Raw genomic sequence first — 23,792 nt, forward strand, 5'->3', positions numbered from 1 at the left:
CTGGGATTCCGGAACCTCACCCACTACATCGCCAGATCACTGCTCGAGACCGGCGGCTTCAGACCCCAACTACACCCTGCATTGTGATGAGCCCGTAATCATGATTCGCGCGATCCAGAATCGCGCACCGAGCTTATGCATCAACAGATTCGAGGGAACTTCGAGCAGAGAATATGCGAAGAAGAACAGACCTGCGCCCAGCCCGTATGCAGCGGCAGTCAGACCGATATCTGCCTGCAGCGCGTTCTTGGCCATGCCAATGTTGGTGCGGTCAATGAAGGCGATGATGTACACGACGATCATCAGTGGCATCAATTTGCCAAAGTTGGTCTTGGTAATGCGCTCCAAGCGGCTCCGCTTGGCGGGGTCGGCCATAGGCCCGACAACGGTATCGGACATGACAATTCCTTTCTGGGGAACTTACCGAGGGGTGTTTACATCCGCCGTGAGGCGGGGCGTGGTCGGCACAGGTGTACCGACCACGAATGCGCTACATTGCGCGGAACACAGCGGAGACAGCTTGGCCACCGCCGATGCACATCGTCACAAGCCCATGCTCGATGTCGTTGGCTCGCATATTCATCAGAGTGCGAAGGGTGAGGATAGTGCCGGTGGCTCCAATTGGATGTCCCCATGCGATCGCTCCACCGAGTGGGTTCGTGACCTGGGGGTCGAGCCCGGCATCACGCATGACGGCAACAGCCTGCGAAGCAAATGCCTCATTCAGCTCGATCCAACCGAGATCGGATAGCGTCAGCCCTGTTCGATCCAGAATCTTTTCGATGGCGAGCTTAGGCGCGTATCCCATGATTTCTGGGGCCAATCCGACCTTTGTGAAATCGAGAAGCTCTCCGATTGGGCTTAGGCCTCGCTTTTCTGCTTCGGCAAGCGTTGTCACAATGACAGCGGCACCTGCATCGTTGATTCCGGAGCTATTCCCTGCTGTAACTGAGCCGTCCTTCGCGAAAGCTGGACGCATTCGGCCAAGGGACTCAGTGGTAACACCCGAGCGCGGGTGCTCGTCGGTGTCGACGATTGTCTCTCCCCGTCGCGTCGAGATCGTCAGAGGTTCAATTTCGTGAGCCACTGCACCATTCGACAAGGCTTCTTGAGCTCGACGCTGAGATTCAGCTGCGAATTCATCTTGCGCTTCGCGGCTGACACCGAATTTATCGGCTACTTTCTCAGCAGTTGCACCCATTGGGTAATTGCCCCACGGGTCTGTGACGAGCGAGAGCGTGCCGTCTACGAGCGTGTGATGACCCAAGCGATAGCCGTTGCGGGCATCGAAATCCATGAAAGGCTGCCGAGACATATTCTCACAACCGCCTGCTACGACTAACTTGGCTTCACCTTGGCGCAGTTCCAATGCTGCACTTGCAATGGCCTGCAGCCCCGAGCCGCACAGCCGGTTCACGGACATGGCGGTCGATGATTCGCGCGCTCCAGCCTCGAGAGCAACACGGCGTCCGATGAATGCATCACCGCCAATTTGTCCTACACAGCCAATGATGAACTCATCTACATCTTCCACATTGACACCAGCGCGCTGACACGCAGCTTTGACTGCGTGCGCACCGAGCTCGTGATTGGGAACTGCCGCGAGCGCGCCACCGAAACTCCCGGTTGGCGTCCTAGCGCCCGAAATAACGACAATGCGTTCGTTCGTATCCATGGTTGGTTCTCCGTATTTCTTAGTTGGTTGCAAGCGCAAAGCGTATTGACGACAACGCTCGCTGAGCTTCAGGTGAGTCGTCCTCCTGCATGACCCTCCACCCCGAGTCAGTGAATTCGAGTAGGTAATACTCGCTTGCGAGGTAGACCTTCTTGCCTCGTTCGAGTGCGCGACGTGCGCTAAAGGAGACCTGGTCGACTTGCTCGACAAACTTCGGGTGTCGACCCGATGCTGACATCAGGAAACAGACCTTCTTGGCGCCGTCGGTGATGTCCATGAATCCACCGACGCCGACAGCTCTGCCCCCGAGCAACGAAACATTGACATCCCCATCGGGATCAACCTGTCCAGTCCCCATGAACGTGATATCGACTCCTCCCCCGTTGTAGAAGTCCATTTGCTGAGGGTGCCCAATGATCGCTTGGGGACTGATGGCAGCTCCGAAATCGACGACCCCCAGCGGAATGCCGCCATACGTGCCAGACTCGACAGTTAGAAAAACATCGTCGAGTTTTCCTGCTTGGAACAGCGCACGCCCGATGGTGTCGGCAGGGATCCCGGTGCCGACATTGATGACATCTCCGGACTCCACAATCTGCACGCCGCGGAGTCCTATAGCAACGCGTTCCTCGGCCATTTCCTGAGCTTCAAATGCACGGCCGACATTATCGGGTGTGACATATCCAGAAAGGAGTTCGTCGTTGTACTTCGGGAAGGAGTGGGTTTGCCGGTGATGTAAGTCAGGGTTCGTCGTCACCGCCGCGTAATCGACTAGCACACCTGGAACGGTGACGTCCCTTGGCCTAATCTCCCCGGGTTCGACGATCTCCTTGACTTGGGCAATCACAATGCCTCCGCAGTTGTGAACTGCTTGCGCAATTCCAAGAGCATCAAGACCTGATACCTCTTCGCGGTGCGATAGATTGCCGAGTTTATCGATCACGGCTCCACGGATGATGGCTACGTCGAGCTTGATTGGCTTGTACCTCAGGTACTCACGACCGTCTATTTCGACGAACTGCACGTACTCCTCGGAATCGACATTTGCCTTGGCTGAATCGTTGAACCGGCCCCCATCGACCCGAGGATCCACAAACGTCCCGAGGCCGACTGTGGAGAGCTGTCCTGGACGACCTGCAGCGATCGTGCGATAAAGCGTTGAGAGCTGGCCTTGTGGCAAACAGATACACTCTGCTTCATCGTTTCCTAGAAGTTCACCCATTTTTGGAGTGAGACCCCAGTGAGAGCCAATAACTCGTTTGACGAGTCCTTTGTGTGCCATCCGAGACATGCCAATTTCACGGTTTGACTGTCCAGCGGACTGCACCCACGTGAGTTGGTTTGGCGTACCCGACTCAAGAAACGAGCGTTCGATTTCGGCGAGGATCTCATCGGCTACACCCATAAGGGTCATACCATCCGTCACCACCGTAGAGCCATCTGGGATTAGGTCGGCGACCTCGTCCATCGACACAAAAGCGGTCACAGCTGGTACCCCCCACCGATGTCAATCACCTGGCCGGTGACGTAGGAGGAGTCATCCGAGGACAGGAATGCCACGACGCGTGCTACATCTGCCGGCTGCCCCACGCGCTGCATCGGAATCTTTGCGAGTTGAGCATCGAAGAGATTCTCCGGCATTCCGCGGGTCATATCCGTTTCAATGAAACCCGGGCAGACTGCATTCGCGGTGATTTGCGAGCGGGCAAGCTCTTTCGCGATTGAACGGGTAAGTCCAACGACGCCTGCCTTAGCTGCTGCATAGTTAGTCTGTCCGATATTTCCCATCCACGATGCAGATGCCACATTGACAATGCGGCCGTACTTATTTCCCCGCATATGGGCACCTACCGAACGACATGTGTAGAACACACCAGATAGGTCCACCGAAATAACCGAATCCCACTGCTCATCAGTCATCTTCCAGAGCATGGCGTCCCGGTTGATCCCCGCATTATTCACGAGGATGTCGATTCGTCCGCAGTTCTCAATGATGTCTGCGACCGCTGCATCAACTGCTTCCCGGTCAGAAACGTCCAAACCGATTCCGTAACTCTCGTTACCGAGGTCTTCAGCAGTACTAGAGGCGGCTTCGGCGTCAACGTCAGCAACGATGACCCGTGCTCCTCGCTCGGCCAATTCTGTGGCAATACCGCGTCCGATACCGCGCGCCGCACCAGTAACTAGCGCTACCTTGTCGTCTAACGATGCTGTCTCAATCACTCGTGTTCTCCTTTCTTCCTGCTGCATCCGCAGCTGGTTCCGATGTATAGGCCGTGGCGACACAGAATGCTCTGTGGAGGACCGTTGGGCCGCTTAAGCCGAATAGTCACCAGATCGACGGCTGCTTGGGCCATCTGGCGACGAGGCTGGATGATGGTGGTCAGATCGATCATGTGGGCACGAGTTGCAGTCAAACCGTCAAACCCCGTGACAGCGAGATCACGAGGAACTCGGATGCCCCTGCTTCTGAGTTCACTAATCACACCAAGCGCGATGGCGTCGGTACCGCAAACGACGGCTTCGGGCAGCTCGCCCAACTCGAGGAGATAGCGCGCGGCGTTAACCCCATCCGGGACGTTGAGACCGCCCGTAATGTTCCATTTCCTCGGAAGCCGAATCCCCGCGGAAGACAAAGCTTCGCGGAAACCAGCGGCACGGGTGGCAGAAGCAGTTGAGCTCACCGGACCACCTACGATGGCGAACTTCCGGTAGCCGTGTTCGAGCAAGTGACCAACTATCTGGAGACCCGCTGCGCGATCATCAATCCCGACAAAATCAGCTTCGGCGTATTCCATCCGCCGCGAGATTTGCACAAATGGAATGCGCGCGGCGCGGAGCATCCGACAAACCTCGCCGTCTCCGGACTGAATGGCGGTGAGGAGCACCCCATCGACGCGATGATGGATCATTGTCGTGACCGCGGCAGTTACAGCACGGTTCTCATCCCGACTGTGACTAAGAAAGACTTCGTGCCCCTGTTCGCGTGCCACGTCAGTTACCGAGATGGCGAACTCGCTGTAGAACGGGTTCGATACATCGGCCAGTATGACGCCAAGAACCGCGGTATCGCTCGTAGCACTACGAGGTTGCGTAGGACGAACGTCGTATCGCTTAGCGGCCTCGAGAATCCGCTTGCGCGTTTCGTCTGAAACACCAGGTTGGCCATGCAGCGCGTATGAAACCGCCGCAGCGCTCACCCCAAGCATCCGCGCTAGCTGGGCAGCCGACATCCGTCGACTCCCTTGCGGCGGGGAAGGAGTGTTCATAACTCTGTCCTAGGTCCAAGAGGGCTTCACCCCCGTTGGTGGGGCCCTTGTACCTGACAGAATGATCTGGCGCTAGGTGATTAAGCAACGTTAAGCTGCGACGTAGATCATACTCCTTGATAGCGAGCGGATTCCAAGCTACTCCCGCGGCTCGATCACGAGCGTCTGCGTGGCTGCCTCGGCCACCGCGTCGGCGCTGAACGGCCACGGGAAATACTCGCCGCTCGCCCACGGCTCGATCTGATCGGTGTAGTGCCGCGAGGCGGGATGGCCGGAATTGCCGGTGAGGTTCACCCAGCTGGAGGCGTCGAGGTCGGACAAGTCAACGACCATCCGCATCGAGGGCGCCGTCGTCACCTGGTAGTCGCCGCGGCCGCGCTTATCGAGCTGCGGGGACCAGCCCGTCGCGTTCACGATCGAGGAGCCGCCGGAGGCCGGCACGGGCGCGGGGTTGACGAGCCAGCGCACGGGCGCGGGAATGTCGGCGCCGCCCAGCAGCGAGTGCGTCGGGCGGAACTGGTGCAGATCGCCCCAGCTCCAGCGCCCGGGCTCCTTGCCCTGGACGTTCGTGAGTTCGTAGCGCGCGTTGGTCAGCGCGCGGGTGAGGATCTCGTCGCGGGTTTCGCGCACGTTAATCGTCGTGCGGTCATCCCACCAGCTCGACTGCGGATCGTCGATGAGCTCGGTCATGACGGCGAGCCAGCGCGAGCCACCGCTGATGGCGATCGAATCGGGCAGGTCGTCGTCGAAGGTGCCGGAGACGAGGTGGGCCCACACCGAGGCGAAGTAGGCGGCGCCGGGCGCGTCGGCGGACTGCTTCAGGCCGTCGCGCTGCCAGGTGCGCAGCTCGTCAATGGCCTCCTTGATGAAGGGGTCCTCAATGTCCAAGCGCAGGATCGCGGGCAGCAGCTTTTCGGCGAACGGGTTCGCGTCGTCGAGCATGTACTGCTCGGCCATCTCCGTGGTGATCGGTGTGCCGGCGGCGATGTCTTCGCTGATGCGGCCGCGCAGTTGCTGGGAGCGGTAGCCGTAGTCGAAATCGCGGCCGAGGAAGGGGCGGTCGCCCGGCGCGACGATCGCTTGGTTGGCGGCGACGACGAAGCCCTCCTCGGGGTTGGTCACGCGCGGGAGTTGATCGCCGGAGAGGTAGTCGAGCCAGTCGTAGGCGGCGTCCCAGCCGGGGCGCGGCCACGTGCCATCGGCGGGGACGACGGCGTCGGAGACGGTGCCGCGCACGGGGATTTTGCCGGGCATGACGTAGCCGATGTCGCCGTCGGTGGAGGCCCACACGATGTTCTGCGCGGGGACCTCGAACTTGGCGGCCGCAGCGGCGATCTCCTCGGCGCTAGTGGCGCGGTCGATCGCAAAGACGGCGTCCATCGTGGCGCCGGGCTGCAGCGCCGTCCACGCGAGGGAGACGGCGTAGCCGTTGGAGCCGGCCGACGGCGAGCCCGCGGGCACCGGCAGCGCGGAGACATCGGCCAGGCCGAGGACGTCGGAGACGATCGGGCCGTGGCCGGTCTCGCGCACCGTGAGTTCGATCGGCTCCTCGACGCCCGCGACGGCGAGCTTCTCGGTGCGCGTCGTCAGCGGGACCTCATCGGCGCCACGCTGGTAGGCGGTGCCATCGGCGGAGAGGCGTTCGAGAAAAAAGTCGGTGACGTCGGCGCCCGTGTTGGTCAGGCCCCACGCGATTTTATGGTTGTGGCCGATGACGACGCCCGGCATGCCGGCGAACGAAAAGCCCGAAACATCAAACGTGCACGAATCGGACAGCTGCTTGCATTTCAGCCCCACCTGGTGCCAGACGCTCGGCTGGGATACCCCGAGGTGGGGGTCGTTAGCGAGGATCGGCTTACCGGTATCGGTGTGCGCGCCCGAGATCACGAAGGAGTTCGAGCCGGTGCCCTCGCCGCCGCCGATGAGCTGCGGTACCGCGGAGATCGCGGCCTTGGCCGAGGCGAACGCGGCCGCCGCGGTGGGGTCGCGATACTCGCCGAGCGCGGAGTCGCGCTCCCCGCTCAGCCGCGCGGGCGAGGTGACGGCCGGCGCCGTCGGGGCGTTCGGGCCCGCGACGATCGGAGCGTTGTCCTGGATCGGGTAGTCGGGAAAGAGCTGCTGGACGCGGTCGAGATCGCCGAGCGCCGCATATAGGTGGGCACGCGTTAGCTCGTCCTCGAAGTTGTTCTTCAGGTCCCACGCCATTGCCTTGAGCCAGGCGAGCGAATCGATGGGGTCCCAGTTCTCGATATCGGGGGTGCCGGCGCTCAGGCCGAGGACGGTGTACTCGACGCCGAGCTCGCTCGCTTCGCGGCCCTTGAGGTAGGTGTTGACGCCGTCGGCGTAGGCGGTCAGCAGGTCGCGCGATTCCTGGCTGATGAGTTTCCACTCTTGTTCGGCGACGCGGCGCCAGCCGAGTGTGCGGATGACCTTGTCCGCTTGGATCGCTTCGGGCACGTCGCCGACGAGCTCCGCGAGCCGCCCGCTCGTGACGTGGCGGCGGTAGTCCATTTCGAAGAAGCGGTCCTGCGCGTGCACATAGCCCTGCGCGCGCATGAGGTCGGCGTCGGTTTCCGCCGTGATGGTGGGGACCGAGCGCTCATCGCGGGTGATCGTGACCGGGGCTGCGAAGTCGGATAATCGGATGGAGCCGTCGGTCGTCGGCAACGGGCGCCGAACCGTGTACAGGCCGACGCCGAGCGTGACAACGAGGGCGACGACGAGGGCGATCGCCGTAAAAATTCCGGCCCGCTTCGCAAATTGGGACTTAGTCACGGCAAAAGACTATCGATTTTCACCACGTCGCGTAGCGGGCTATCATTAGCACTCAGAAGGTCTGAGTGCCAAGCTTGGAGGAAGAGATGCCCACCTACGCCTACCGCTGCACGAACTGTGCGCACGAGTTTGAGGTTCACCAGTCCTTTAGCGAAGACTCGCTCAAGACCTGCGAGGGCTGTGGCGGCCGGCTGCGAAAGCTCTTCCAGCCCGGTGCCGTGATGTTCAAGGGCTCCGGTTTCTATCGCACGGACTCGCGTAATTCGGGCTCCTCGTCGGTCTCGAGTTCGAAGCCCGCCAAGCCCAGCACGTCTTCAAAGCCGTCTTCTGGTGGCGGCTCCAGCGCCGGGGGACGCTAGCCTTTTCTATCCACACCGCGCCCAACTGCGCGGTGTTTCATCCTGCCCTCGCACTCCCCCGCACTTTAGGGCCCGTGTCGACCTACCGTCGTGACATGCCTCCAGCACCTAGGTTCGCGGCCCCTACCCCATCCCGCTCCGCAGCCCCGCACGTCCGGCGATTTCGGATCGCGCTCTACCGCTTTCGCCACCTCCTCGCAGCCTTCGCCCTCCTCGCAGCGCTGTGGTGGGCGGTGAGCTCGTTTGCTCCAGCACCGGACAGCCGCGCCGTCGTTGTGGCTGCGAGCGAAATTCGCGCCGGGGAGCACATCAGCGAAACAAACATCGAGCTGCGCGAGATCCCCGAGGCGGGGATTCCACCCGATGCCGCGGTCGACCTCGAAGACGTTCTCGGGGATCCAGCGATCATTGGAATCCAGCCTGGTACTGTCCTCACCACCGCGATGGTGGCGAGCCCAAACCTTGGGCACACGCTGCATTCGGGTGAGGTCATCGTGCCGGTAACCTTCGCCGATCGCGGCTCGCTTTCTGTCGCTCGCCCAGGACAAATTGTCTGGCTGTATGCCAACACGGATGAGGAGGCCGCCCGCGTCGGATCGGAGGCGCGTGTTCTCGCCATTCTCTCCGCACCCGAGGCGGGACTCCTTGATTCAGGTGGGGAGGATCTCACCGACGGACTCGTCGCGGTGCAGGCTTCAGAGGCTAGAGTTTTGTTAGACGCGCTTTCCAGAGGCCCGCTGCGAGCTGTTTTGCCAGCGACCTGAGCGGCCAGGGCGCGCGGCGCGGAGCCAATCCTGGTTCGCGTCCCACCTCAGCACCGTTCCGCTTCCCAGCGGTTCACCATGTCAGGAGGCACTCATGCTCCAGGGATTCAAGGAATTCATCTCCCGCGGCAACGCCATGGAAATGGCCGTCGGTATTGTTATCGGCGCCGCATTCGGAAAGGTCGTCGACGCACTCGTCGAGGGCATCATCAACCCGCTCATCGGTGGCCTGTTCGGCGCCGTGAACTTCGCCGAAGCTTGGGCCGTCAAGATCGGTCCGGCCACCATCTCCTTCGGTATGGTCATCAACGCGCTCATCTACTTCCTGCTCGTTGCCGCCGCCGTCTACTTCCTCATCGTTGTCCCGATGAACAGGCTCGCCGCCATGCGCAAGGCCAAGGACGAGGAGCCCGCCGCTCCCGCCGACGACGTGCGCATCCTTACCGAGATCCGCGACCTGCTCGCTAACAACCAGCAGCCGCGCGTCTAAGCACCAACGCGAAAGCCGCCTCCGAGTTTTTTCTCGGGGGCGGCTTTCTTGCGTGTGCGAGTCGTCGCCTACCCGCGCCCCCAGTGCGGGGGTAGGTTCTCCAGCAGCCTCGCGTCGTTGGAGTCCTCGCTATCGCCCCAGGCTCGATCGGACTCGCTCTCGCTATAGCGCGGCAGGACGGGCGAGGCACTGCTGCTCGCCTCGCCCCGCTCCCCGGCTTCGCGCAATTCGCGGTCCACGCGGGATTCGACCACGACGCGGCGGCGCTTTTTCTTAGCGGTCACGGCGACGAATGGCGGCGAGCAACACGGCGTCGATCTGAGCGCCGCGACGCTCGATTTCCATCTCCTCGCGCAGCTCGGCAAGGAAGTCCTCGTCGCTACGAGGCAGCCCGTCGGAGGCGATCCAGGAGACCATGTCATCGAGTTGGTCATCGGAGTAGGCCGACAGCGGCAGGCCGGGCACGATGCCGGGGTGCGCGCTGCGCTCCTTGGGCTCGGGCGCTGACTGCTCCGCCTCCGGGCTCTCCTCGGAGACGTCCGTCGTCGATTCCTCCGGCGTTTGTGCAGCGGGACCATCGGCGATGGCCTCGACGTCGGTGCCACCGCTGCGCTCACTCATGACTTGCACGACGCGTTTGACAATGCGTTCGGCTTCGGACTGCGGGTCCATGAAGACGGAGGTTGAAAATGCCTGGTAGACGTCCCAGCCACGCTCGCGCAGGCGCTCGATGCGGTGGCGTTCGCGCACGCGCACACTCGGCTCACGCACGTAGCCCTCGTCGTCGGTGACGACGGCGACGAGGAGCTCGCCGGGCAGGTGCGGGTGGCCGATGGCGAGCGGGATGCGGACGCCGCCGGGCACGCCGTAGCGCGGGACGACGGTCAGGCCGAGGCGCCAGAGGCGATCGGCGAGATCGACGAGCAGGCGGTCGGGCGCGGTGTCCTCGAGTTCGCCGGCGACGGCAGGCGAATCGGTGGCGTCGGACTCGATGTGGGCGAGCAGATCGTGCAGCAGCTCGGCGCCGGCGTTGCGCAGGCGCTCCCGATCGAGATCGCTGGAGCTGAAGCACGAGACGACGACGAGTTCGCTGCGCACGGCGTCGAGCGTATCGACCATGAGGGATAGGCCCTCCGCGCCGGAGATGGCGCCGAGGCGGTGCAGGACGCGACCGTGGGGAGTCTTGCCGTAGCCGACCGACAGGATGATCGAATCGCGCTGCAGGCCCTGCGCGCCGGTGACGTCGGTGACGAGGAAGGGCTCGGCGGCGTCGGGGTCGAAGAACTCGCGGATCGCGGGTGAGTCCGCCACGAGGCGGGAGACCGCGGCCTGCACGCGTTCGGCGTGGCGCTCGTTCAGCGTGATGACGGCAAGCGATCGCTCGGGTTGGGTGAGGGCGTGTTCGACGACGAGGTCCACCGTGCGATCGACCTCGGACTGCACGGATTCGACGGCCTCGGCGCCGGGCGCGGGCATGCCGTAGCCCTCGACGTGCTCGATGCGCATCGTCGAGCGGGAGGGCGGCGCGGGGATCGAATCGACGAGGCCCGCATAGCCGTGGGAGGCAAGGAAGGCCGCGACGTGCTCCTCGCGGTCGGAGCGGTCCGTCGGCAGATCGCGGTGCGGCAGGATCGTCGCGAGGTCGGCGACGGCCGACTCGCTGCGGCGGCGCGGATCGCCGAAGACGATCACCTGCTTGGCACGCGCGAGGACGCCGATGAGGTGGGCCGTCGGCGTGTGCTGGATGCCGTCGATGACGACGAGATCGAGCGCGTCCTCGGTGCCAAGCAGTTGGCTGACCTGGGCGGGCGTGAAGACCCAGATGGGCCGCAGCGCGATGACGAGATCCCGGTAGCGCGTGATGAGCGAACGCAGGTTATCGGGGTGCGCGGAGGACAGCTCGCGGAACAGCTCGCGCGCGAGGCCCTTATCGCGGCCGACCTCGCGCAGCAGGCGACGAGCCGTGGCGCGGCGAACCGGCCCGGGCAGGGAGGCGATCTGGGCGGCGTCAAGCTCGCGGAAGGACTCCGCGAGCGTTGTGAGCTCAGCGCCGTCGTAGGTGGCGAGCAGCGAATCGGAGCGCAGCACCGTCTCCAGGATGGATGCCCACCAGCACAGTTCGACCTCGGCGCGCACCTGATCGCGCGTGATGCGGCGCTCGGCGAAATCGTCGATGAGGCTATCCGCGCCGAGCTCCCGCAGGCGCGCGAGGATCTGGGTGCGCTCGGGCAGCGTGCCGAGCCCGTCGACGTCGGTGGCGAGCGCGCTCATCCGCGTCTGCAGTTCGGCCAGGTCCATCGCGAGGAGGTCCTCGCCAAGGATCGGGGTGAGCTCGGTCAGCTCCGCCTTGACGTCGGCGACGAGTTGCTCGGTGGCGGCCATGCCCTGCGGCAGGCGCGGCCAGCCGCCGGCCGGGCAGTGGCGGCGCCAAATCTTGGCCTGCTGCTGGACGTGGACGAGCTCGGCGTGCAGGTCATCGACCTGGCGGCCGGGGCGCACGAGGTCCGCGGCCTGCTTGCGCAGGCGGCGGCGTGTGGAGCCCTTCATCGTGACGTCATGGTCCTCGCGCCACTGCCGGCTCGCCGTGGCGATGACCATCTGAGCGGCGGAGGTCTCAAAGATCTGGGGCTGGAAGACGTCGAGCGCGGCGCGCACGCCCTGGAGCATGTCGAGCTGTTCGGCAAGGCCCGCGACGCTCGTCATCTTCGTCAGCCCGGTGTCCGTCGTGATGGCCTCGGCGCGCGCGGCGAGCTCGGGCAGCAGCCGCGTGGCGAGCCGCTCGGCGCTCTTCAGCGCGTGATCGGCCTGGCCCGCATCGGTTAGCTGGGCGCCGTACCAGGCGGTCTCGTGGCGGCGCAGCGTGAAGGCACCGAGCTCGGCGGCGTGCTCGAGGTCGGCGATGACCTCCTCGCGACGCTCGCTCGTCATCGCGTTCAGGGCCGGACCGCTGAGGCGCACGCGGGTGCGAGCCCCGGGCCGCACGGCGGTCAGGCGCGCGAGTTCCTGCAGCGCGTGGTGGGCCGAGACGCCCCACGGCTCGCGGATCTCATGCAGCGCGTCGACGTAGCTGCCGAGCGTCTCACGCGCCTCGATGAGCTGTTTGCGCGAGGCGATGATGGCGGCGTCATCGAGGGTGTCCTCGTATTCGACGAAGGCGGACTTCAAGCGTTCCAGCGCGTCGGTGCGCCAGCGTGGGCCGGTCAGGTCGAGGACGAGGTCGGCGAGACCAAGCCTGTTCAGCGCGGAGATATCCGAGCGCGCGCGGCGGGCATTGCCGGAAACGAGCGCGACGGAGCGGCCGGAGGCCGCGGCGTCGGCGAGGATCGCGGCGATGACCTCGGACTCGTTGGAGCCTGGCACGGTATCGACCATGAACGATCGCCCGGCGGCGCTTGTTTCGACGACGGTTTGCTGGATCGGCGCGAGATCGCCGACGCCGCGCTCCGTGTCGGGATCACGGTCCGTGCGGTCGACTTTCGGCAGCGGCTGCGCGAGCCGCGTGCGCGAGGCGGGATCGCCCGCGAGCGCCGCGACGAGCGGCCGGCGCGCGAGGTCGCCCTCGAGCGCGTGCAGGTCAGCGCTCAGCAGCTGGCCGGGGTTAACGAACGGCGCGATGAGGATGCGCTCGTCGTAGTGGAAGCCCGCGAGGTGGCGCTGAGCCCGCTCGACAACCATCGCGAGCGCCGCGCGCGGCGTGAAACCGTGCTCGGTGATGACGGCGCGTGCCAGATCACCGGGCTTGATCTCGGCGCCCGCGCTGCGCAGCGAGGTCTCCAGCGCGGGGTTGAGTTCGATGCCGGGTTCGAGGCAGATGTCGATATCGCCATCGGGATGCGGGTCGACGCTGATGCGCACCGGCCGCAGCAGGATCGGCGCGGTAAATTCCCGCAGCCGCTTTTCCATCGGCGCGCCCGACGGCGAGGCCGCGCTCCCAGCGGCGGGCACCGGGCGCGGCAGCCCAGCGGCATCGGCGCGCAGCGAGCCCGCAGGCGCGAAGTGCGAGGGGGTGGGCTTCTCCCCCGTGGTGGGCGGCACCGGCATATCGACGATTTCGGACCAGCTCGCGACCCCGATCGCGAGGTAGATGGGCGCCTGGCCGTGCTGCTGTTCGAGCTCATCTGCCCGCTCAACGACGGCCTTGGCGGCGCGCCGCCCGCGCGAGTAGGCCGAGCCCTCGCGCAGCAGGTTCGTCAGGCGCGTGGGACGCGCGGCATAGAGCTGGGCGATCCCCGAGGGGTGGGCGGTCGTCAGGTCGAGGACGGTGCCATCGAGCTCGTCGATGTCGGTCAGCGCGGAGAGCCCCGCGAGGTCATCGATGCGCGCCTGCCAGGTCGGCAGCGCGCGGCGCACGAGGAACGCGGTCTCGCGTGCGACGGGTGCGGCGCCCGCGGGAGGCGGCGGAGCTGGCTGGGCAGAGACCCGCTTGTGGGCGCTTTGGGCACGGGCGGGCGCCTTGGCGGCACGCGGGGCGGCGGGCTCGGCAGCGGCCGGCGCGGTGCCGGCGCTCTCGCGTCGGCGACGGCCGAAAAACAGCGGCGGGGTCATTCTTCCACGCTAATAGACGGACAAAAATATAGCTGGGTGCAACACCGTGTGCGGGCAAATAGAGAGACGCCGTGTGACACGCAGGGGGGCAGGCATCACACGGCGTCGTAAACAAAAGTATGCCTGACGATTGCCGTGTCACGCAAGTTCTGTTTCGAGCGATTATTCCTCGCTCGCTGCCGGTGCCCCCGAGACGATTCGAACGTCCGACACCCGCTTTAGGAGAGCGGTGCTCTATCCACTGAGCTACGAGGGCAGCAACCCGCAGTTGCGGTTTGTTCCTCCGCAAGGTTACCAGCTCTACCCGCGATCCGATACGGGCGTAAAACCGCCGCAAAACGCCGATTCTTCGGGGGGTTACGCTTATCCGTTTTGCCCGTTATGATCAGGCTAAGGTGTGTTCCACCTCACCCACGTTTCTCAGGAGGTTTAATGCTGCAATCCACCCTTGATCGGACTGCCGTGTTGGCGCCCAATTACCGTCCGCTCGACGTCGTCATCGAATCCGCTGACGACTGCTGGGTCACCGACGTTGACGGAAAGAAGTACCTCGACTGCCTGGCGGGATACTCGGCGCTGAACTTTGGGCACAACAACCCTGTGCTCAACAAGGCAGTGATCGATCAGCTTCACAAGGTCACGCTGGTCTCGCGCGCGTTCGATCATGACCAGATGTTGCCGTTCGCCCGCGAGCTCACCGAACTCACTGGCACCGAGATGATGCTGCCAATGAACACGGGAGCCGAGGCCGTCGAGTCCGCCATCAAGGCGGCTCGTAAGTGGGGCTACGACGTCAAGGGAGTTGCGCCAGAGCAGGCCAACATTATCGTCGCGGAAAATTCCTTCCACGGCCGCACGACAACGATCGTCTCCTTCTCCACCGACGCCGATGCCAAAGACGGCTACGGCCCCTACACCCCGGGCTTCCGCGTCGTGCCCTACGGCGATATCGAGGCCGTGAAGGAAGCGATCGACGACAACACCGTCGCCCTGCTCTTCGAGCCCATCCAGGGTGAGTCCGGCGTCGTCTTGCCGCCCGATTCCTTCCTGCCGGCGCTACGCGAGCTGTGCGATGAGACCAACGTCCTCATGATCCTCGACGAGATCCAGTCCGGCCTTGGCCGCACGGGCCACACACTGGCCCAGGACTACTCGGGCATCCGCGCGGATCTCACGACGCTCGGCAAGGCCCTCGGCGGCGGTGTGCTCCCGGTCTCGGCCGTGGTCGGCCGCCGCGACGTCCTGCAGGTCATGACTCCGGGCACGCACGGTTCCACCTTCGGTGGTAACCCGCTCGCCTGCGCGCTGGGCCGCGCCGTCATCACGATCCTGGCCGAGGGCGAAATCCAGCAGCGGGCCGCCCACCTCGGCTCGATCATGGAAGAGCGCCTGAAGAAGATCGAAAACGATGGCCACCTGGCCGACACGCGCTGCCGCGGCCTATGGGCCGGCATCGATGTCGAGCCGCGCCTGGGCCTGACGGGTCGCCAGCTGTGTGAGCGCCTGGCCGAGCGCGGCATGCTGTGCAAGGACACGCACGGCTCGACGATCCGCCTCGCTCCCCCGCTGACGATCAGCGAGGAGGACCTGAACTACGCGATGGACATCCTCGAATCCGTCCTGAACGAACAGGCCGCTTCAATCGGCGTCGACTAACGCGCACGACAAAGCGGGCGGGAGACCTTGATCTCCCGCCCGCTTTGTCGTCTCTTAGCGGTGTTGCCACATCTCGGTGGGCGACATTTCCTTCGCGTCGTACTTGCTGGGCACGACCATCACCGGGCAGACCGAGTGCTGCAGCAGGGCCTGCGAGGTCGAGCCGAGCATGAGGCCGGCGAAGCCGCCGCGGCCGCGCGTGCCGACGACGACGAGGTCAACGGCCGTGGAGAACTCGGCGAGCAGCGCCGCCGCGTTGCCATCGAGCGCGTGGCGTCGCACTCGCACGTCCGGGTAGTCGGCCGTCGCGGCATCGATCGCGACGTCGAGGCCCTCGCGCACATCGGCGAGGATTCGATCGCGGTCGACGGTGGCCGGCATCCACGCCAGCGTGCCCGCGGCCGAGGCGATCGCCACCGCCGCGATTGCCGTGAGCTCTGCCTCCCACACGGAGGCCTCCCGCACGGCCTGGTAGAGCGCGCCCTTGGCGGATTCGGAGCCATCCACGCCGACGACGATGCGACGCACCGGCACGAGCGGCTCCTTGCCCTCCTCGCGCAGCGGCACGATGACGGTCGGGCAGTGCGCGTGGGCGGGCAGCGCCGAGGAGACCGCGCCGAGCAGCCGGTCGGTGAAACCGGAGCCCTTGTGCGAGCCGATCACGGCGAGGCCGGCTTGCTTGGACAGCTCGACGAGGACCGCCGTCGGGTCGCCGTTCTCTAGCGCTGAAGTTACTTCCAGGCCGTCGCCCGCGCGGGTGACCGCCTCGTGCAGGACCTGCTGGGCCCCGTTATGAATCTGAGTGTCGTCGAGGGCCGCGTAGCCGCCATCGATCGAGGTTGCTGGGAATGAGGGTAGGGCGTACGCGCAGACGATGTGCAGGCGCCAGCCGAGCCGTTTCGCGTGCGCCACCGCCCAATCGACCGCGCCCAGGGCAGCGGGAGAACCGTCTACTCCTACTAGCACCACTGGTTCGTGAGTCATGGCGTCACCTTCCTGTTGCCGATGCCACTCTCCGTCGGGTGGCCTTCGCTTCCTATTTTGCCTCTTTTTGACTTCCGCCGCACTGACCTCGCGCCCTTTCGGCGCCGAGAAAACCGAAATGGCCCCATCCGGGCAGATGGAGCCATTTCAGTTAGGGGTTGCAGCAATGCTGCTGGATAGGCCGCGACAAGGGCGACTCGGACTACCGCGCCTCGCCGCTGCGCAACGGAGACGTCGTTAGCCGGTGACGCGAATGAAGGTCGCGCCGCTGCGATAGATCGGTCCAGCCTTCAGCGGGGTGCCCGGGTTACGGGCCGCGATGTGCTGTCCGTTGCCGAGGTAGATGCCGACGTGTCCGGGCCACCAGATGAGGTCACCGGGGCGAGCCTCGGAAGCCGAGACGACGCGGCCGGCGCCACGCTGAGCAGAGGACGAACGCGGCAGGGTGATGCCCACCTGAGCGTAGACGTAGGCGGTGAAGCCGGAGCAGTCGAAGCCGCCCGGGGTCGAGCCGCCGTGGACGTAGGGGGTGCCGATGTAGCGGTAGGCGATCGAAACGACCTTCGCGCCAACGTCGGAGGCGGGAGCCGAAGCGACGGGCGCCTGCTCCTTGGCTGCGGGGGCAGCTTGCTGACGCTGGCGGGCGGGCGCCTGACGCTCATTGGTGCGCGAGGCGCGAGCGGTCTCGCGCTCAGCGGTCTGCTGCGGGGCGGCGGCGGGGCGAACGACGGGCTTGGGAGCCTTCTTCGCATCAACCTTGACGGCTGCGCCGGATTCCCAGGCGGCGTCCTTGGCGACCTCAACGGTCACCGGCGCGGCGAGGGCAGTCTTGGCCTGCTGGGAAATGTGAGTGGTATCGATCGTGGCCTGAGCGGCGAGCTCCGGGGTGGGAGCGGTCGCGGCGCCGGCGGCGGTAGCCACCATGGTCAGGGCCAGGCCAGAAGAGGCAGCAATAACAGTGCCCTTACGGGAATTGCCTGCCGTCAGTGCACCGGTGAGGTCTTTGACCGTAGAGAAAGCGGTGCGCGGGGCGCCGTATCGGGCCTTGTGAGAAGTTGCGGTCACGTCTTGTCTCCATGCCGACGAGGTGAGCTGTCGGGTGCGGGCGGAGTGCCCGGCGCTTTCGCGCTTTACCCCTAGGTTCTCGTATCTGAGAAAAGAACCAAATGGTGGTTCCCCCGTCCCCGCCAAACTGTCTTGTCCGATATCACCGAGCGGCGGCGAGGTTGGGCTCCGCCGGTGCCACTCATGGAGGAGGGTTCCACAAGCTGAAGTCGAGACTAGCCCCGTTGCCTCGCATTGTCACGCTTCGGTTACGTCCGATGGGACAAAGGGCCTCATCCCTAGGGATGATAGCTGTATAGAAGCTACAAGGGTCAGCGGCGTTTGACGAAGATCGACCGCGAGATATTGTCGGGGACCTCCAGAACTACGTCAGAATTCGTGGCGCCCACTACGTGGATTCCGTCCTGTTCGCTGACAGTAATCTCAGCCCCAGGAAGGACTCCAGCTTCGGTAAAACGGGTCAACAACTCGATATCAACCTGCAGGGGTTCACCGATGCGTGCGACGGTCACGTGCTGCTCGTCTTCCCCCTTAATCTCGGTCAGGGGAAGCAGGCCCACGCCCGCCGCGACAGCCGGATCGGCGCCCACTTCGGGGATGGGGTTGCCGTAGGGGTCGGTGCCGGAGGAATCGAGGATCCCGAGGAGCTTTGCCTCGACCGTATCGCTCATGACGTGTTCCCAGCGGCAGGCCTCGTCGTGCACGAGCTCCCACTCCAGGCCAATGACGTCGATGAGGAGCCGTTCGGCCAGGCGGTGCTTGCGCATGACGTCGCTCGCCTTGGCAAAGCCTTCATCGGAGAGGCGGATGATGCGATCCTCGTCGACGGTGAGCAGGCCGTCGCGCTCCATGCGGGCCACGGTTTGGGACACGGTGGGCCCGGAGTGGCCGAGGCGCTCGGCGATGCGGGCACGCAGCGGTGGCACGCCCTCTTCGAGCAGCTCGTAGACGGTCTTCAGATACATCTCGGTGGTATCGATGAGGTCTTTCACTGAGTGGTCCTTCCGTCCCGCGCGCCACGCAAACGTGCCATGGTCAAGACATGGATGATTCCGGCTTCGCTTCTGTCCCCTCAATCTTGCCTCATGACGGCAGGTTCGGCAGCGGTCCAACGCGAATTCGCCCCGAACAGCTCGCAAGCTTGTCGCGCGCACCGCTCGGAACCTCCCACCGGGCGGCTCCGGTGCGCAGCCTCGTCGGGGAGATCCGCGAGCGCCTTGGCGCGCTACTGAACGTGCTCGCGGGCTATGAGATTGTCCTTGGTAATGGCGGGGCGACGCTCGTCTGGGAGGCGCTGACATTTTCGCTCGTGCGCGAGCGTGCCGCGCACGCGGTGTGCGGGGAGTTTGGAGGCAAGTTCGCGGCACTGACGGCATCGGCGCCGTTCTTAGCGGATTCGATCATCCACCACGCCGAGCCTGGCAGCTGGGTCGGGGTGTCCAGCGCCGATGACGCCGACGTGCTCGCCTTCGCCCACAACGAGACCTCCACGGGGGTGTGCTCACCGCTCGATCACGTCGGCGAACGCGACGCCGATCAGCTCGTCGTCGTTGATGCGACATCGATCGCCGGGGCGGTCGAGGTCGAGCTGGACGGTATCGATGCCTACTACTTCTCGCCACAAAAGGCGCTCGGCGCCGACGGCGGCCTGTGGTTCGCGATCCTCTCACCGGCCGCGATCGAGCGGATCAGCCAGGTGCGCCAAGGGCGCTGGATTCCGCCGATGCTCGACCTTGGGATTGCGCTGGAGAATTCTCGCAAGGACCAGACCTACAACACGCCCTCGGTCACGAACCTTGCGCTGATTGCTGACCAGCTGCGGTGGATCGAGGCCGAGGGCGGGTTGGGTGCGATCGAGCGGCATTGCCGGGCAATGTCGCAAGCGCTTTATGACTGGGCGGATGAGCACCCGCAGGCCTCGCCGTTTGTGGCTAGCAGCGAGTACCGCTCCCCCGTTGTCGCAACGATCGACCTGAGGGAGGTCGACGCTGAGGCGGTGCGTGCGGAGCTCGCCGAGCGTGCCGGCATCGTCGATATCGCGCCCTACCGCTCGCTGGGTCGTAACCAGGTGCGCATTGGGACGTTCCCTTCGGTTGCACTCAGCGACGTCGAGGCTCTTATCGCCTGGCTCACCTGGGCGCTTTCCGCGCTGCGCTCCTAGGCGCTTTGGAGCTGCTCTTCCTTCGCCCGCGAGGCGTTGAGCGTCGCGTCGCCCTCGATCTCCTCGGCGTGCGGCACGAGGTTCTCGGCGCGGCGTGCCGCGCGCTCACCCGGGCCGTCAATGTCGAGGTAGGGACGGTGCCAGTGGTAGTGCACCTCCACCCGCCAGTTGCGCTTGGCCCACAGCGCCGCACCCGCGGCGACGAGGATTGAGGCGATCGCGCCGATCCCGACGGACCAGCGTGCCGAGAACGTCTCCGCGATCCAGCCGACGAACGGTGAACCGATCGGGGTCGTACCCAGGAAGACGAGCGTGTACAGCGCCATGACGCGGCCACGCATCGACGGCTCGGTCGACATCTGGATCGCGGTGTTCGCGGAGGTGATCATCGTCAGCGAGCAGAAGCCCACGGCGATGGAGGTCAGCAGGTAGAGCTCCCACGTCGGCGCCATCGCGTTGATGCCCGCGGCGATACCGAAGACGAACGCGGAGATAATGACGAGTCGGACGCGCGGCTGGCTGCGGCGTGCCGCGACAAGGGCGCCACCGACGGAGCCGATCGCCATGACGGAGCCGACGATGCCGTAGCCGGTTGCTTCCCGGCCGAAGACCTCGGTCGCCATGACCGCGCTCGTGAGCTGGAAGTTCAACCCGAGAGCGGAGACGACGCCCGCGACGATCATGATGACCATGATGTCGGTGCGGCGCTTGACGTAGCGCAGGCCGTCCATGACCTGCCCCTTGGTGCGCGGCGCCTTGGGCAGTTCCCGCAGCTCGCTCTTGCGCATGATCATGAGCGCGCCGATCGTGGCGGCAAACGAAACCGCGTTAATCAGGAAGACCCAGCCCGTGCCGACGGCGGCAATGAGAATGCCGGAGACGCCAGGGCCGATGAGGCGCGCCGCGTTGAACGACGTCGAGTTCAGCGCAACAGCGTTCGGCAGCGAGGAGGAGGGCACCATTTCGCCGACAAAGATCTGGCGCGCGGGGGCATCGATCGCAGCGATCGCGCCGAGCACAAGAGCAAGCACGTAGATGTGCCAGAGCTGGGCGTGTCCGCCAAGGACCAAGATGCCCTGGACGAGGGCCGTCAGCCCCATGCCCGCCTGCGTCCATATGAGGAGCTTGCGACGGTTGCACCGGTCGGCCAGGACGCCCGCGAGCGGGGTAAGCACGAGCAACGGAGCAAACTGCAGTGCCGTGACAACACCGACGGAAAAGCCCGAGCCGTCGGTCAGGACGCGCAGGACCAGCCAGTCCTGCGCAATGCGCTGCATCCAGGTGCCGACGTTTGCGACGAGGGCACCAATGAACCAGATGCGGTAGTTATGGAAAGAAAGGGATTGGAAAGTCTTGCTCATCGCTCCACCATTTTCAGCAAGAGTTCAGCAGCTTCACGCATCGCGTCGCGCTGCTTCGGGTCAAGTTCGTTGAGTGCGGCGGTCAGCCAGGCCGTGCGGCGGCGACGCACCGTATTGAGAATTTCGCTGCCCTCGTCCGTCAGGCCCACCAGAACTTGGCGGCGATCGGAGGGGTGCGGTCCACGCTGGACGTATCCCGCCTCGTCGAGGCCCGCAACGGTTCGGGTCATCGAGGGCGGCTGGACCTGTTCTTGTTCGGCAAGTTCACCCGGCGTCATCGGCCCGTGTCGATCCAGGGAGGCCAAGACGCAGAACTGCGACTGGGTGATATCCGCGGCGCTTTGTGCTTCAAAGCGCAACCGGCGGGCCGTGCGGTGAACGGCTACCCGCACCAAGGTGGTCAGGTCATCTTCTTGCGGCCCAAACGGCACGCCAATAACCGCATCTGCCTGGGGAAAGGTCTCGTCAGTCGGTGTCGCAGTCATCATTTAGTCCAAGGTGAAATCTCAATAACACCCTTAGCTTAGCTCATTACCTAAGCTAACGATAGATGACAACGGTCACCTTTTCAGCCAAAGGTCGCCTTTTTACCTTGATTCATCCGACCCGATGATGACGCGTCACCGACTTTCCTTTACTTTTATGCAATGAACGAGCCGCCATCCCCTGGCGGGCATGGCGGCTCGAGTCGGAGCGGTAGCGGTTACGGCGCCGTTGTTTGTGCCGCAGCGCGCTGCTGGACCCAGCGGTACAGACCGAGGATCACGACAACGAATGCCGCAACGCCCAGCCAATTCGCGACGGTCTGGAAGCCATCACCAACGATCGCCAGCGGCGTCTCGGAACCGGTCGCGGCAATGACACCGGCCAGGAGCACGCCGAAGAGGCTCTCACCTACGATGAGGCCCGTTGCCACAAGGATGCCGAGGCGCTTGGCGTGCTCGGGTCGCGCGGTGCGGGCGGCCCAGCGGTCGTAGAACAGGCCGAGGACGGCGCCGACCGGGATGATGAGCGTGAGGTCCATCGGAAGGTACATGCCCATACCGACGGCCAGCGGCGGCAGCGCCCACTTCTTCTTCGTCGTGCCGCCGAGGACCTCGTCGATCACGATGACGCCGATACCGATGAGGGCTCCGAGCCCGATGAGCCCCCAGTTCAGGTCCCCGCCGAGCACGCCCTTGACCAGGGAGGAAATGAGCGAGGCCTGCGGCGCAGCGAGCGCGTCAGGGCCGGCATCGGGGGCACCGGCGAAACCGAAAGCCGTATTCATGAGGCCAAGAACGGGCGGGATCACGACCGAACCGAAGAGCACACCAATGACGAGGGCGACCTGCTGCTTCCAAGGCGTGGCGCCCACGAGCTGGCCAGTCTTCAGGTCCTGCAGGTTGTCGTTGGAAATCGTCGCGACACCGAAGACGACGGCGGAGACGAACAGCGTGAAGGCCACGAGCGAGGTGATCTCGTTCGGGTTGTGGCTGTGCACCGTCTTAATGAGCAGCGCCGCGGTGATGGCGACGAGGATGCCGACGCCGGAGATCGGGCTGTTCGAGGCGCCGATGAGGCCCGCCATGTAACCACACACGGCAGCGATGACGAGGCCGATGAGCAGGATGTAGATGACGGCGATCGCCACGAGCCCAACGGAGTTGTGTGCGAGCGGGGTGTCCTGGACGAAGAGCCACAGCAGCACACCGATCGGCAGCATGGAGGCGAGCGTCGTTCCGACGACGACCGTCATCGGCAGGTCGCGCTCGGTGATCTCGACGTGGCCGCCCTGGCGGCGGGCGCGCGTGGACTCGAAGGCCTCCTTGATGCCGCGCGTAATCGGCGAGATGAGCTTGATGAGCGTCCAGATCGCGGCGATCGCGATCGCGCCGGCGCCGATGAAACGCACGTCGTGTGCGAAGGCGGTGGAGACGGCATCGGTGATGTCACCGGTCGCGGGCAGCGTGCCGGCCGAACGCATCGGCAGCAGGATCCCGTAGGAGATAATCATGCCGACGATCATCGCGATACCGACCGTCACGCCAACGAGGTGGCCAACGCCGATGAGCGCGAGCGACAGGCTCGCCCCAAACAGGGTGCCACCCGAGCCGATCCGGAAGGCCGTACCAATCGAGTTCGCCACGACCTTCAGCGCCGCACCCAGCGACATTGCGGCGGCCGCGAGCGAACCGGCGATGATGACGCGCAGCCCCTGCTGGTTGTCCTCGGCCGCGCCCTCGGTATCGCCCACTCGCAACACTTCGGCGGCGGCCACGCCCTCGGGATAGGGCAGGTCCGATCCCGTCACCATCGCGCGACGCAGCGGGATCGAATACATGACGCCAAGGATGCCGCCGAGCGCGCACAGCGCGGCGGTCGTCCAGTACGGGAATCCGGTCCACCAGCCGACGATGACAAGGCCCGGCAGCACGAAGATGATCGCGGATAGCGTTCCCGCCGCCGAGGCAATCGTCTGGACAATGTTGTTTTCGACGACGGAATGCTGCGCGAAGAAGCGCAGCACCGCCATGGAGATGACCGCGGCGGGGATCGATGTCGCGAAGGTCAAACCGACCTTCAAGCCGAGGTAGACGTTCGCGGCGGTGAACACCAGCGTGATGATTCCACCGAGGATAATCCCGCGGATGGTGAGTTCCCGGACGGGTGATGTGGTGGTGTCAGATGACAACGGAGTCTCTTTTC

Annotated in this window: 19 protein-coding genes, 1 tRNA gene and 1 riboswitch; of the genes, 5 read left to right on the forward strand and 15 right to left on the reverse strand. The window is 64.7% G+C overall.

Annotated elements, in window-relative coordinates; all coding sequences use genetic code 11:
* Nucleotides 1-69: 69 nt before the first annotated feature.
* From BLU67_RS05415 to BLU67_RS05440, 6 genes are all read right to left on the reverse strand, one after another.
* The gene (locus BLU67_RS05415; RefSeq protein WP_261977044.1) at nucleotides 70-399 is read right to left on the reverse strand and encodes an MFS transporter; all 330 of its coding nucleotides are present in this window, start codon (nucleotides 397-399) and stop codon (nucleotides 70-72) included.
* Between the two features lie 91 nt (nucleotides 400-490).
* Nucleotides 491-1,675: a thiolase family protein gene (locus tag BLU67_RS05420; protein ID WP_092563326.1), complete on the reverse strand. Its 1,185-nt coding sequence runs from the start codon at nucleotides 1,673-1,675 to the stop codon at nucleotides 491-493.
* A 19-nt stretch (nucleotides 1,676-1,694) separates the two neighbouring features.
* Nucleotides 1,695-3,143, reverse strand: a complete 1,449-nt coding sequence (locus tag BLU67_RS05425; protein ID WP_176780710.1) for a CoA-transferase — start codon at nucleotides 3,141-3,143, stop codon at nucleotides 1,695-1,697.
* A gap of 14 nt (nucleotides 3,144-3,157) precedes the next feature.
* Nucleotides 3,158-3,898 (reverse strand): 3-oxoacyl-ACP reductase FabG, encoded by a 741-nt coding sequence (gene fabG / locus BLU67_RS05430; protein ID WP_222842391.1) that lies wholly within the window; start codon nucleotides 3,896-3,898, stop codon nucleotides 3,158-3,160.
* A complete protein-coding gene (locus tag BLU67_RS05435) occupies nucleotides 3,895-4,908 on the reverse strand; it encodes a LacI family DNA-binding transcriptional regulator (RefSeq protein WP_176780711.1) in 1,014 nt (337 codons plus the stop codon). Before BLU67_RS05435 ends, fabG begins: the two co-directional genes overlap by 4 nt.
* 174 nt (nucleotides 4,909-5,082) lie before the next feature.
* Nucleotides 5,083-7,719, reverse strand: a complete 2,637-nt coding sequence (locus BLU67_RS05440) for a penicillin acylase family protein (RefSeq protein WP_092563338.1) — start codon at nucleotides 7,717-7,719, stop codon at nucleotides 5,083-5,085.
* Nucleotides 7,720-7,805: 86 nt separating this feature from the next.
* Here BLU67_RS05440 and BLU67_RS05445 point away from each other — a divergent pair, with 86 nt between their 5' ends.
* The 3 genes from BLU67_RS05445 to mscL all read left to right on the forward strand — a co-directional run bounded on the left by BLU67_RS05445 (nucleotide 7,806) and on the right by mscL (nucleotide 9,332).
* A complete protein-coding gene (locus BLU67_RS05445) occupies nucleotides 7,806-8,078 on the forward strand; it encodes an FmdB family zinc ribbon protein (RefSeq protein ID WP_092563341.1) in 273 nt (90 codons plus the stop codon).
* A gap of 95 nt (nucleotides 8,079-8,173) precedes the next feature.
* On the forward strand, nucleotides 8,174-8,842 hold the full coding sequence (locus BLU67_RS05450) for an SAF domain-containing protein (protein ID WP_092563344.1): 669 nt from the start codon (nucleotides 8,174-8,176) through the stop codon (nucleotides 8,840-8,842).
* A 94-nt stretch (nucleotides 8,843-8,936) separates the two neighbouring features.
* On the forward strand, nucleotides 8,937-9,332 hold the full coding sequence (gene mscL, locus BLU67_RS05455) for a large conductance mechanosensitive channel protein MscL (protein WP_092563347.1): 396 nt from the start codon (nucleotides 8,937-8,939) through the stop codon (nucleotides 9,330-9,332).
* Nucleotides 9,333-9,400: 68 nt separating this feature from the next.
* Here mscL and BLU67_RS05460 read toward each other — a convergent pair whose 3' ends face one another.
* The 3 genes from BLU67_RS05460 to BLU67_RS05470 all read right to left on the reverse strand — a co-directional run bounded on the left by BLU67_RS05460 (nucleotide 9,401) and on the right by BLU67_RS05470 (nucleotide 14,133).
* Nucleotides 9,401-9,616, reverse strand: coding sequence for a hypothetical protein (locus BLU67_RS05460; RefSeq protein WP_092563350.1), 216 nt, complete (start codon nucleotides 9,614-9,616; stop codon nucleotides 9,401-9,403).
* Nucleotides 9,606-13,877, reverse strand: coding sequence for a hypothetical protein (locus tag BLU67_RS05465; protein WP_092563353.1), 4,272 nt, complete (start codon nucleotides 13,875-13,877; stop codon nucleotides 9,606-9,608). Before BLU67_RS05465 ends, BLU67_RS05460 begins: the two co-directional genes overlap by 11 nt.
* A 183-nt stretch (nucleotides 13,878-14,060) precedes the next feature.
* Nucleotides 14,061-14,133: transfer RNA gene (locus BLU67_RS05470), tRNA-Arg, on the reverse strand.
* 176 nt (nucleotides 14,134-14,309) lie between these two features.
* Between BLU67_RS05470 and rocD the strand changes: the two genes are divergently transcribed.
* Nucleotides 14,310-15,533 (forward strand): ornithine--oxo-acid transaminase, encoded by a 1,224-nt coding sequence (gene rocD / locus BLU67_RS05475; protein ID WP_092563356.1) that lies wholly within the window; start codon nucleotides 14,310-14,312, stop codon nucleotides 15,531-15,533.
* A gap of 54 nt (nucleotides 15,534-15,587) precedes the next feature.
* On the opposite strand, the gene BLU67_RS05480 is transcribed toward rocD, so the two are convergent.
* From BLU67_RS05480 to BLU67_RS05490, 3 genes are all read right to left on the reverse strand, one after another.
* Nucleotides 15,588-16,517, reverse strand: a complete 930-nt coding sequence (locus BLU67_RS05480) for a universal stress protein (protein ID WP_092563359.1) — start codon at nucleotides 16,515-16,517, stop codon at nucleotides 15,588-15,590.
* Nucleotides 16,518-16,754: 237 nt separating this feature from the next.
* Entirely contained in the window at nucleotides 16,755-17,582 is an 828-nt protein-coding gene (locus BLU67_RS05485) for a C40 family peptidase (protein ID WP_092563362.1), read from the reverse strand.
* A riboswitch (cyclic di-AMP (ydaO/yuaA leader) is annotated at nucleotides 17,581-17,750 on the reverse strand. Its footprint overlaps the gene before it by 2 nt.
* Nucleotides 17,751-17,893: 143 nt before the next feature.
* Nucleotides 17,894-18,574 (reverse strand): metal-dependent transcriptional regulator, encoded by a 681-nt coding sequence (locus BLU67_RS05490; RefSeq protein WP_092563365.1) that lies wholly within the window; start codon nucleotides 18,572-18,574, stop codon nucleotides 17,894-17,896.
* 149 nt (nucleotides 18,575-18,723) lie between these two features.
* Here BLU67_RS05490 and BLU67_RS05495 point away from each other — a divergent pair, with 149 nt between their 5' ends.
* Nucleotides 18,724-19,743: a phosphoserine transaminase gene (locus BLU67_RS05495; protein WP_315971778.1), complete on the forward strand. Its 1,020-nt coding sequence runs from the start codon at nucleotides 18,724-18,726 to the stop codon at nucleotides 19,741-19,743.
* Here the strand turns inward: BLU67_RS05495 and BLU67_RS05500 are convergent.
* The 3 genes from BLU67_RS05500 to BLU67_RS05510 all read right to left on the reverse strand — a co-directional run bounded on the left by BLU67_RS05500 (nucleotide 19,740) and on the right by BLU67_RS05510 (nucleotide 23,778).
* Entirely contained in the window at nucleotides 19,740-21,104 is a 1,365-nt protein-coding gene (locus BLU67_RS05500) for an MFS transporter (RefSeq protein WP_092563371.1), read from the reverse strand. The two genes, BLU67_RS05495 and BLU67_RS05500, sit on opposite strands and share 4 nt — an antisense overlap.
* Nucleotides 21,101-21,589: a MarR family winged helix-turn-helix transcriptional regulator gene (locus BLU67_RS05505; RefSeq protein WP_092563776.1), complete on the reverse strand. Its 489-nt coding sequence runs from the start codon at nucleotides 21,587-21,589 to the stop codon at nucleotides 21,101-21,103. The genes BLU67_RS05500 and BLU67_RS05505 overlap by 4 nt, the downstream gene beginning before the upstream one ends.
* 218 nt (nucleotides 21,590-21,807) lie before the next feature.
* The gene (locus BLU67_RS05510) at nucleotides 21,808-23,778 is read right to left on the reverse strand and encodes an OPT family oligopeptide transporter (RefSeq protein WP_092563374.1); all 1,971 of its coding nucleotides are present in this window, start codon (nucleotides 23,776-23,778) and stop codon (nucleotides 21,808-21,810) included.
* Nucleotides 23,779-23,792 lie beyond the last annotated feature (14 nt).

It is taken from the genome of Bowdeniella nasicola, assembly GCF_900107735.1.
In the GTDB taxonomy this organism is placed as follows: Bacteria; Actinomycetota; Actinomycetes; order Actinomycetales; family Actinomycetaceae; genus Bowdeniella; species Bowdeniella massiliensis.

Coding starts and splice junctions, on each gene's coding strand:
- BLU67_RS05465 (WP_092563353.1), bottom strand. CDS start 13,877: ATGACCCCGCCGCTGTTTTTCGGCCGTCGCCGACGCGAGAGCGCCGGC.
- BLU67_RS05415 (WP_261977044.1), bottom strand. CDS start 399: ATGTCCGATACCGTTGTCGGGCCTATGGCCGACCCCGCCAAGCGGAGC.
- BLU67_RS05420 (WP_092563326.1), bottom strand. CDS start 1,675: ATGGATACGAACGAACGCATTGTCGTTATTTCGGGCGCTAGGACGCCA.
- mscL (WP_092563347.1), top strand. CDS start 8,937: ATGCTCCAGGGATTCAAGGAATTCATCTCCCGCGGCAACGCCATGGAA.
- BLU67_RS05435 (WP_176780711.1), bottom strand. CDS start 4,908: ATGTCGGCTGCCCAGCTAGCGCGGATGCTTGGGGTGAGCGCTGCGGCG.
- BLU67_RS05500 (WP_092563371.1), bottom strand. CDS start 21,104: ATGAGCAAGACTTTCCAATCCCTTTCTTTCCATAACTACCGCATCTGG.
- BLU67_RS05505 (WP_092563776.1), bottom strand. CDS start 21,589: ATGACTGCGACACCGACTGACGAGACCTTTCCCCAGGCAGATGCGGTT.
- BLU67_RS05450 (WP_092563344.1), top strand. CDS start 8,174: ATGCCTCCAGCACCTAGGTTCGCGGCCCCTACCCCATCCCGCTCCGCA.
- BLU67_RS05425 (WP_176780710.1), bottom strand. CDS start 3,143: ATGGACGAGGTCGCCGACCTAATCCCAGATGGCTCTACGGTGGTGACG.
- BLU67_RS05480 (WP_092563359.1), bottom strand. CDS start 16,517: ATGACTCACGAACCAGTGGTGCTAGTAGGAGTAGACGGTTCTCCCGCT.
- rocD (WP_092563356.1), top strand. CDS start 14,310: ATGCTGCAATCCACCCTTGATCGGACTGCCGTGTTGGCGCCCAATTAC.
- BLU67_RS05445 (WP_092563341.1), top strand. CDS start 7,806: ATGCCCACCTACGCCTACCGCTGCACGAACTGTGCGCACGAGTTTGAG.